This window comes from Nostoc sp. FACHB-133 (assembly GCF_014698055.1).
Classification (GTDB): Bacteria; Cyanobacteriota; Cyanobacteriia; order Cyanobacteriales; family Nostocaceae; genus Nostoc.
Genome location: NZ_JACJSH010000116.1, coordinates 1 through 9923, shown reverse-complemented (window position 1 = coordinate 9923; position 9923 = coordinate 1). Strand labels below are relative to the sequence as shown.

Below are 9923 nucleotides of genomic sequence, written 5' to 3'. Positions count from 1 at the left end.
CTATTAAATTTAGGAAGCTATGAAGAAGCGATCGTTTCTTACGACCAAGCACTGAAATATAAACCTGATTTCCATGAGGCTTGGAACAATCGGGGCAATGCACTATTAAATTTAGGAAGCTATGAAGAAGCGATCGTTTCTTACGACCAAGCACTGAAATATAAACCTGATTTCCATGAAGCTTGGAACAATCGGGGCAATGCACTATTAAATTTAGGAAGCTATGAAGAAGCGATCGTTTCTTACGACCAAGCACTGAAATATAAACCTGATTTCCATGAAGCTTGGAACAATCGGGGCAATGCACTATTAAATTTAGGAAGCTATGAAGAAGCGATCGTTTCTTACGATCAAGCACTGAAATATAAACCTGATTTCCATGAAGCTTGGAACAATCGGGGCAATGCGCTATTAAATTTAGGAAGCTATGAAGAAGCAATTGCATCCTATGACAAGGTAGTGGAAATGAAACCAGACTACCACTATGCCTGGGAGCATCGAGGCTATGCTTTATATCACTTAGGTTGTTACTCTGAAGCCGTCTCCAGTTTTGACAACGTGCTGGAAATTCAACCTGATCACTACCAATGCTGGAACAACCGAGGCTATTTATTGCTTAAAAAATACTCTTGTGAAGGAATGAGTCCTGTTTCTGAAAAAGCACTAGAAATTGGGTTTATCTTCCAAGATTTTTTTAACAAAAAAAATCATCTACTATCTGAATTAGAACACTGCGAAGAAGCTTTTAACAATTTTGACAAAGTTCTTGAAATTAAACCAGATTTTGAATTAGCCTGGACAAACAGAAGTTTTGCACTTTATTACTTAGGTCGATATGAAGAGGCTATAGAAAGTTGCAACAAAGCCCTTGAATTTCGATATGACGATTACGTTGCATGGTCTAATAAAGGCTTTGTGTTAATGAAGTTAGAGCGCTATGAAGAAGCTATTGCCAGTTTTGATAAAGTTATAGAGATTAAACTTGATAATCATACCGCTTGGTACAACAAGGCTTGCTGTTATGCTTCACAGAATAATGTCGAATTAGTATTTGAAAATCTACAACAGGCTATCAACCTAAATCCCGATCAATATCGTGAGATAGCAAAAACTGACTCAGATTTTGATGGTATTCGGGAGGATGAGCGCTTTAAAGCTTTAATTCAATAAAAGATGTAGCAATAGTTTTAAGCCTTTGAAATTTTAAATAGTTTAAATTAAAAGCGATCGCACATAAATTACTAAATATAAACTGATGTAGCGATCGCCTTCTCTGACTATGTAGCAATCTGTGGTACTGACACCTTCACCAGCACTTTTTTGCTAAAAGACAGACCATTTTCATTTTTGTCAATGATAATCGTGTCTCCAGAGATAAAAGTATTCTCCAATAACTTGGTGGCGAGGGGGTTTTCTACTTCTCGCTGAATTGCGCGTTTGAGTGGACGCGCACCATAAACTGGGTCATAGCCTGATTCCACAAGGTGATCGCAAGCTGCTTGGGATATCTCAAAGAAGATTTTTTGCTCGCGCAGGAGATTTTCTACCCGCTTGAGTTGAATACGGATGATCTGCCGCATTTCCGTGCGATTTAGGGTATGGAAGAGAATAATATCATCGACGCGGTTGAGAAATTCTGGGCGGAAATGCGATCGCAAACCTTCCATTACCCGCTTCCGCATTGTTTCATACTGAGAATCACCCGATACATCCAAAATATGTTCGCTACCAATGTTACTGGTCATCACAATAACGCTGTTACGAAAATCTACCGTTCTCCCTTGAGAGTCAGTAATTCTTCCATCATCTAACACCTGCAACAAAATATTGAACACATCGGGGTGCGCTTTTTCCACTTCATCCAGCAGCACCACTGAGTAGGGACGGCGGCGAACCGCCTCGGAAAGCTGACCGCCTTCTTCATAACCTACGTATCCTGGAGGCGCACCTACTAACCGAGAAACTGAGTGTTTTTCCATATACTCAGACATATCCAAGCGCACCAAGGCATCATCAGAATCAAAGAGAAACTGAGCTAAAGCACGGGCAAGTTCGGTTTTGCCCACTCCTGTGGGGCCCATGAACAAAAATGAACCAATGGGGCGCGAGGGGTCTTTCATCCCCGCACGGGCGCGGCGAATGGCTGCTGCTACGGCTTCTACAGCCTCTTCTTGCCCAATGACTCGTTGATGTAAATGACTTTCTAGTTGCAGCAATTTTTGCCGTTCTGATTCCAATAAGCGATTGACAGGAATTCCTGTCCATTTGGCGACGATTTCGGCAATATCGGCTTCGGTGACTTGTTCCCGCAGCAATGTCGAACCTTGGTTTTGAATTTCTAAAAGGCTCGCTTCTTTGGCTTCGCGCTCGTGCTGTACTCCTTCCAATTTCCCATACTTCAGTTGGGCAGCTTTATTTAGGTCATAAGCACGTTCCGCCTGTTCAATTTGCACTCGCAGCGCATCTTCTTCTTTCTTTAAAGCGCTGATCGCCTCCAATATCTGCTTTTCACCTTGCCATTGCTCGTTAAATACTTGCTGTTTTTCAGTTAAATTGGCGATTTCTTGCTCAATGCGCTCTAAACGTTCTTTAGTTTGGGGAGTACCCTTTTCTTCGCCAGCTAATGACAGCTTTTCCATTTCTAACTGCATGAGGCGGCGATCAATAGTTTCCAATTCTGCTGGTTTGGAGGTAATCTCCATTTTCAACTGTGCTGCGGCTTCATCCACCAAATCGATAGCTTTATCTGGCAAAAAGCGATCGCTAATATAACGTGCTGACAGTGTTGCTGCTGCTACCAAAGCCGAATCAGAAATTTTGACATTGTGATGCACTTCGTAGCGTTCTTTCAACCCCCGCAGAATGGAAATAGTATTTTCCACACTTGGCTGATCGACAAATACTTGCTGAAAGCGGCGTTCTAGGGCAGCATCTTTCTCAATGTGTTTGCGGAACTCGTCGAGGGTAGTTGCGCCAATACAACGCAGTTCTCCCCGCGCCAGCATTGGTTTGAGCAGATTTCCGGCATCCATTGCCCCTTGTTGGCTGGAACCTGTACCGACTACGGTATGTAGTTCGTCGATAAACAGGACAATTTGACCGTTAGAGTCCATAACTTCTTTGAGGACAGCTTTCAGGCGTTCTTCAAATTCTCCTCGCAATTTTGCCCCAGCAATTAAACTACCGATGTCTAAAGAGATCAGTTGGCGGTTTTTCAGAGATTCGGGAACGTCACCGTTTACCATCCGTTGTGCTAAAGCTTCTGCGATCGCAGTTTTACCTACCCCAGGTTCACCAATCAATACGGGGTTATTCTTGCTGCGACGAGACAATACTTGAATCACCCGCCGAATTTCGTCATCTCGCCCAATTACCGGGTCGAGTTTTCCAGCTTTTGCCTGTTCTGTCAAATCTCTACCAAATTTTTGTAACGCTTCATAGCGCGATTCTGGCGTTTGATCTGTTACCTTTTGGCTACCGCGAACGGCTTTGATAGTAGCTTCTAGTTTAGCTGCGTCCACACTAAAGCTTTTGAGGATCTTTCGTCCAATGCGATCGTCTTCAGCAAAAGCCAAAAGTATATGTTCTACGGAAATGTAGGAGTCTTTCATCCTGACTCTAGCTTCCTCGGCTTTATCTAGTAAAACATCTAAACTACGGCTAAGATAAAGCTGATCGCTTTTACCAACTTTGGGCTGACGTTGGATAAAGGCTTCTAGCTGCTGTTGAAAGCGGATTGGATCGACCTCAGATCGAGCCAGGATACGTATTGCTAGACTAGTGGGTTCTTCTAACAGAGCAATAATTAAATGTTCAACATCTAATTGCTGTTGTTGATAAGCACGGACTATATCCTGAGATTTAACAATTGCTTCCCAGGCTTTATCAGTAAATTTATTCGGATCTGTAGGTTGCATCTTTATAATTTTGGAATTTTGATTTTTAGTTTAGGAATTGGAAATTGGGAATTGGGAATTGGGAATTGGGAATTGAGTATAGTTAGTTATTCTCCTTGTCCCCTTGTCCCCTTGTCCCCCTGCCCCCTTGCTTCTTCCCCAGTCCCCAGTCCCTAATTATCCAAACATTCTCAGCGTATATCCGCGTGTATATCCGGTGGCAATTTAGGATTGGTAATTTGGTGATAGTTTAATCTACTACCTATTTTCTAATTTAAAACGAAAACACTCTTCTGAGCGGACTTTGCCAGATGGTGTTATTGGATCGATGCCTACGACGGCTACGCCTACGCTCTTAGGAATACGGATACACTAATAGGATTTACGCAGAGGATATCCCCTAACCCGCCTAAAAAGCGGTCGCTCTTAAGCTAAACTTGCTGCCCAGATACCCGACTTCTTCAAGAAGTCGGGGATCTAAATCCAGCTTAAGTAAGTGAAATTCCACCCTAGCGATAATTTATTTTTTGGGAAATCCCTTATATGAATTACTGAGTCACAAGTTGCTCTTGTGATTCCTGTTTGGCTGCTGAACCTTGAGATCCTAGTTGAATCAGTTCAATTTTATACCCATCTGGATCTTCCACAAAAGCAATTACTGTCGAACCATGTTTCATCGGCCCTGGTTCGCGCACGACTTTACCGCCCTGATTGCGGATTTCTTCACAGGTAGCGTAAATATCATCAACTCCAAGGGCAATGTGACCGTAAGCATTACCCAATTCGTACTTTTCCACACCCCAGTTGTAAGTTAGTTCGATCACTGCGTTGTCGCTTTCGTCACCATAGCCCACAAAAGCCAGGGTAAATTCTCCCCCTGGATAATCTTTTCGGCGCAGTAATTTCATACCCAAAAGTTCACAGTAAAATTTCAACGACTCTTCCAGATTTCCTACCCGTAGCATTGTATGTAGTAATCGCATATTGACCTTTTCTGTGTAATTGATTTAGTGTTATTCTCTGCAAACATTTTACCTAGCTGACAGTCTTCAGGTAGAAATGCCATCAGGGAAAAAATTAATTGAAAGAGGGAGAGGGCAATTAATTTTCCTTCTGCCTCCTGCCTCCTGCCTTCATTGATTCCCTTACCCGTTTTTGGTCTTGTTCCCTATCCATATAATGGAAATCTTCTTTAATCTCAGCCAATAAAGTCTCTTAACAGCATAAGCTAGCGATTGGGTTAGGCAACTGGACTGGGTGCGTAACACACTCGAATAAAGGATAAAGTACAGATGAGTAAATTTTTAGACACTGCCATTGAAGCGATCGCAGCCCGTGAAATTCTTGATTCACGGGGTAGACCAACAATTGAAGCCGAAGTGCATTTAGCCAATGGTGTTGTCGGGCTAGCGCAGGTTCCCAGTGGCGCTTCCACAGGCACTTTTGAGGCTCACGAACTGCGTGATGGCGATAAAAGCCGTTATGGGGGCAAAGGCGTACTCAAGGCAGTACAAAACGTCAAAGAAGCACTTGCACCAAAATTACTAGGCTTGGATGCCCTCAACCAAGAACTCCTAGACCGGACAATGATCGCCATAGATGGTTCTCCTAACAAATCCAATTTGGGCGCGAATGCGATTTTGGGGGTTTCTCTAGCAGCAGCCAAAGCAGGTGCTGAATCTCTAGATATTCCTCTATATCGCTATTTGGGTGGCCCTTTAGCGAATTTGCTCCCAGTGCCGTTGATGAACGTAATTAACGGTGGCGCACACGCATCAAACAACGTGGACTTTCAAGAGTTTATGATTGTCCCAATTGGCGCAACTTCTTTTCGGGAAGCATTGCGCTGGGGTGCAGAGGTATTTGCTACCCTCAGTCAAGTATTAGATGAGAAGGGTTTGCTTACTGGTGTAGGCGATGAAGGCGGCTTTGCCCCTAACCTAGAATCTAATCAGGTGGCTTTGGAATTGCTGGTTGCGGCCATTAAGAAAGCTGGTTACAAGCCAGGTGAAGAAGTAGCTTTGGCTTTGGATGTGGCCGCTAGCGAATTTTACAAAAATGGTCAGTATGTTTACGATGGTAAACCTCACGCCCCGGCTGAGTTTATTGATTATTTAGGACAACTTGTTGACCAATACCCAATTGTCTCAATTGAGGATGGTTTGCACGAAGAAGACTGGCAAAGTTGGCAATTGCTGACCCAGAAGTTAGGTTCGCGGGTGCAATTGGTAGGGGATGATTTGTTTGTAACGAACGCTACTCGTTTACAAAGAGGCATTCAGGAAAAAGCCGCTAACGCCATTTTGATTAAACTCAATCAAATTGGTTCTCTTACCGAAACCTTAGAAACGATTGATTTGGCAACACGTAACAGCATCCGTTCAGTAATTAGCCATCGTTCTGGTGAAACCGAAGACACAACGATCGCTGATTTAGCTGTAGCAACCCGTGCCGGTCAAATCAAAACAGGTTCCCTCTGTCGCAGCGAACGGGTAGCAAAATATAATCGCTTGCTGCGAATTGAAGATGAACTAGGCGATCGCGCCGTTTATGCTGGTGCTGTGGGTTTAGGACCGAAGTAGGGCTGGGGACTGGGGACTGGGGACTGGGGGCTGGGGACTGGGGACTGGGGAAGAAGTAAGGGGACAAGGGGACAAGGGGACAAGGGGACAAGGGGACAAGGAGAGAATAACTATACCCAATTCCCGATTCCCAATTCCCCATTCCCCATTCCCAATTAAGGATAAAACCCCAACTTGGGCAACCCCAAAGTTTCATCCCAGCCCATCATTAGGTTTAGACATTGAATCGCTTGACCCGCTTGCCCTTTAATTAGATTGTCAATTGCCGACATGACAATCACCCGACCTGTGCGCGAGTCAACTTCTACGCCGATGTAACAAAGATTGCTGCCGTTAGCCCACTTGGTTTGGGGGTAAATGCCGCTACCGCAGACTTTTACCCAAGGAGAGTTGCGGTAGAAGGCTGAGAAGATTGTGATTAAGTCATCTCGCACTAAACCGGGATCGCTCATTTTGGCATATACCGTTGCCAAAATCCCGCGTACCATTGGGACAAGATGCGGTGTAAATTGGATCATCAGTTCGTGACCAGCTAAGTCACTGCAAATTTGCTCAATTTCTGGGGTATGACGGTGACGGCCGATATTGAAAGCTGCGATGGAATTATCTGCTTCAGATAGTAATAAATTAGTTTGAGGTTGCCGTCCACTGCTAGATGTGCCAGCCTTGGCATCGATAATAGCTGTTTCTGGGACGATTAAGCCTTGCTTTAAGAGTGGCGAAAGTGCCAGGAGACTCGCAGTGGGATAGGAACCAGGACAGCCAATAAGTTGAGCTTCGGCAATGCGATCGCGATAAAGTTCTGGTAATCCATAAACTGCTGTAGCTGCAATGGTGCGATCGCTTCTCTCAATGCCATACCAATTTGTATAAGTTGTCAAATCCCTGAACCGATAGTCTGCACTCAGATCCAGGACTTTACATCCTTTTTCTAATAGTTTGGACGCGATTTGGCAAGCCAGACCATTTGGTAAAGACAGGAAAACTACTTCACAGCGATGAGCAATTATTTCTGGTTCTACCGCTTCTATTGATAGATTAGCGGCATGAGCCAGATGCGGGTACAAATCCCCAAAGGATTTACCGATACTACTCTCACCGCCTAAATAAACCAGTTCGACTTCTGGATGATCCATCAGTAGCCGTACTAACTGTACTCCGCCATAGCCCGACGCGCCAACAATCCCAACGGGTACGCGTCTAAATTTGCCCATGATCTGAAATCCTTATCCCATGAATAGTTAATTCGTTCTCAGCTATCAACAATATCAGCGACTAGACTCTTAGCATACAAAACACCTAAAACCCCTCTACTTTTTTCGGACGGAAAGTAAGAAGACGAGGCGAAGTTACAAAATATTCTATTTTTCCCCCTTATCTTGTTCTTTCTTGGCTGTCGCTGCACTTTGAAATCCCCATTTTGAACGGCAAAAATTTTTGCCCTGTTATCAAATCATTGCTAGTCTACTTCTCTGCCTTATAAAGGAGCTACAATCTAAAAGAAGAAATTGTAAAAAAAATTTACGTTGGTAGCTGGAAATCTTTCTGTGTCACAGCCTAATCCTACCCAAGCTTTTAAATTTGATTCGATTGATGCCGCTTTAGCAGACCTAAAAGCTGGTCGTGTAATTGTAGTGGTAGATGATGAAAATAGAGAAAATGAAGGCGACTTAATTTGTGCTGCCCAATTTGCGACACCCGACACGATTAATTTCATGGCGGTGGAAGCTAGAGGGCTGATTTGTTTGGCAATGACAGGCGATCGCTTAGACGAGCTAGACTTACCTTTGATGGTAAGCAACATTACAGACACGAACCAAACTGCCTTCACTGTTAGCATTGATGCTGGCCCAGAATTGGGTGTAACCACTGGCATCTCAGCAGAAGACCGTGCCCGGACTATCCAGGTTACTCTCAATCCAGCTACAAAACCTACCGATTTACGTCGTCCTGGTCATATTTTCCCCATTCGGGCGAAAGCTGGAGGTGTACTCAAACGCGCAGGGCATACGGAAGCGGCTGTAGACTTATCTCGACTAGCAGGACTATATCCAGCCGGGGTAATTTGTGAAATTCAAAATCCCGATGGTTCAATGGCGCGGTTGCAGCAATTATTTGAATATGCCAAACGTCACAATTTAAAAATAATTAGTATTGCGGATTTAATCAGCTATCGCCTACAGCACGATCGCCTGGTGTATCGTGAGGTAATTACCAAGCTGCCTAGTCAATTCGGCCAGTTTGAAATTTACGCCTACCGCCATACCCTGGATAATACAGAACACGTTGCAATTGTCAAAGGAGATCCAGATAACTTCAAAGATGAGCCAGTAATGGTGCGGATGCACTCGGAATGCTTAACTGGTGATGCTTTGGGTTCTTTGCGCTGCGATTGTCGGATGCAGTTAGAAGCTGCCCTGAAGATGATTGAGGCTGCTGGTCAAGGTGTAGTTGTATACCTGCGTCAAGAAGGACGGGGCATCGGCTTGATTAACAAGCTAAAAGCCTACTCGTTGCAGGATATGGGACTGGATACAGTTGAAGCAAATGAGCGTTTGGGATTTCCTGCTGACTTGCGAGACTACGGCATGGGCGCACAAATGCTGATGGATTTGGGCATCAAAAAGATTCGTTTGATTACCAATAACCCCCGTAAAATTGCTGGAGTTAAAGGTTACGGATTGGAAGTAGTCGATCGCGTGCCATTGTTAATTGAAGCAACCGACTACAATTCTTATTACCTAGCGACAAAGGCGAAAAAGCTGGGTCACATGCTGTTACAGACTTATCTGGTGACAGTAGCAATCCATTGGCAAGATGACCCGGAAGCTGTAACAGAACGTTATGAACGCTTAGAAAAACTGCGACATTTAGCGAAAAGTAATGATTTATTGTTGCAAGAAGAAGCGCGTCCGTTAGCGATCGCTATATTTGACGAGCCATCTTTGACAGTACACTTGGGTTTTGATCAAGCAAAAGTTGCTAGCTCTGATTGGTATCAACAAAGTGGCCATCCTTATATACAAGCTATCTTCCAAATTCTGGATAACCTTGCAACCTTGCCATACATCCAGAAACTAGAATTTCTGATTTCCTCTGGTTGTGATCCCTTAAGTAATTTACAAGTCCAACTGGATCGGCAGACATTCTCGGATGGTACACTACCTTCATCGATTAGCGATCGCCTAGAAAAGCAGCAAATCTATAGCTTTAGCAAATAGCCTGGTTCAATAAATTTTGTAGTGGCATGGCAAGACTAAAATGTTGCAAAAAAATTGTAGGTTGGGTGGAGGCTTTGCGTAACCCAACATTCTGATATATGTTGGGTTTCGCTCCGCTTCACCCAACCTTGTATCTTAGAAATAGTAGTAGACCGTCCCAACCTTGGTCAAGAAAGACCGCTTCGTAGCATGGGTCACTACAACAATCTCTTTGACAGAACTCG

At 44.0% G+C, this 9923-nt stretch carries 6 protein-coding genes; 3 read left to right on the top strand and 3 right to left on the bottom strand.

The features are described from left to right. A partial coding sequence (locus H6G86_RS36715) for a tetratricopeptide repeat protein (RefSeq protein WP_190938490.1) occupies positions 1-1170 on the top strand: 1170 nt, incomplete at its 5' end. A 107-nt stretch (positions 1171-1277) separates the two neighbouring features. Here H6G86_RS36715 and clpB read toward each other — a convergent pair. Together clpB and gloA are read right to left on the bottom strand one after the other, a co-directional pair. After that, a complete protein-coding gene (gene clpB, locus H6G86_RS36710) occupies positions 1278-3917 on the bottom strand; it encodes an ATP-dependent chaperone ClpB (protein ID WP_190938489.1) in 2640 nt (879 codons plus the stop codon). Between the two features lie 527 nt (positions 3918-4444). Further along, the gene (gene gloA / locus H6G86_RS36705) at positions 4445-4879 is read right to left on the bottom strand and encodes a lactoylglutathione lyase (RefSeq protein WP_190938488.1); all 435 of its coding nucleotides are present in this window, start codon (positions 4877-4879) and stop codon (positions 4445-4447) included. A 309-nt stretch (positions 4880-5188) separates the two neighbouring features. On the opposite strand from gloA, the gene eno reads away from it, so the two are divergent. Then, positions 5189-6478: a phosphopyruvate hydratase gene (gene eno, locus H6G86_RS36700; RefSeq protein ID WP_163928910.1), complete on the top strand. Its 1290-nt coding sequence runs from the start codon at positions 5189-5191 to the stop codon at positions 6476-6478. Between the two features lie 155 nt (positions 6479-6633). On the opposite strand, the gene argC is transcribed toward eno, so the two are convergent. Then, positions 6634-7692: an N-acetyl-gamma-glutamyl-phosphate reductase gene (gene argC / locus H6G86_RS36695; RefSeq protein ID WP_190938487.1), complete on the bottom strand. Its 1059-nt coding sequence runs from the start codon at positions 7690-7692 to the stop codon at positions 6634-6636. A 333-nt stretch (positions 7693-8025) separates the two neighbouring features. Between argC and ribBA the strand changes: the two genes are divergently transcribed. Then, positions 8026-9699, top strand: a complete 1674-nt coding sequence (gene ribBA, locus H6G86_RS36690; RefSeq protein WP_190938486.1) for a bifunctional 3,4-dihydroxy-2-butanone-4-phosphate synthase/GTP cyclohydrolase II — start codon at positions 8026-8028, stop codon at positions 9697-9699. Positions 9700-9923 lie beyond the last annotated feature (224 nt).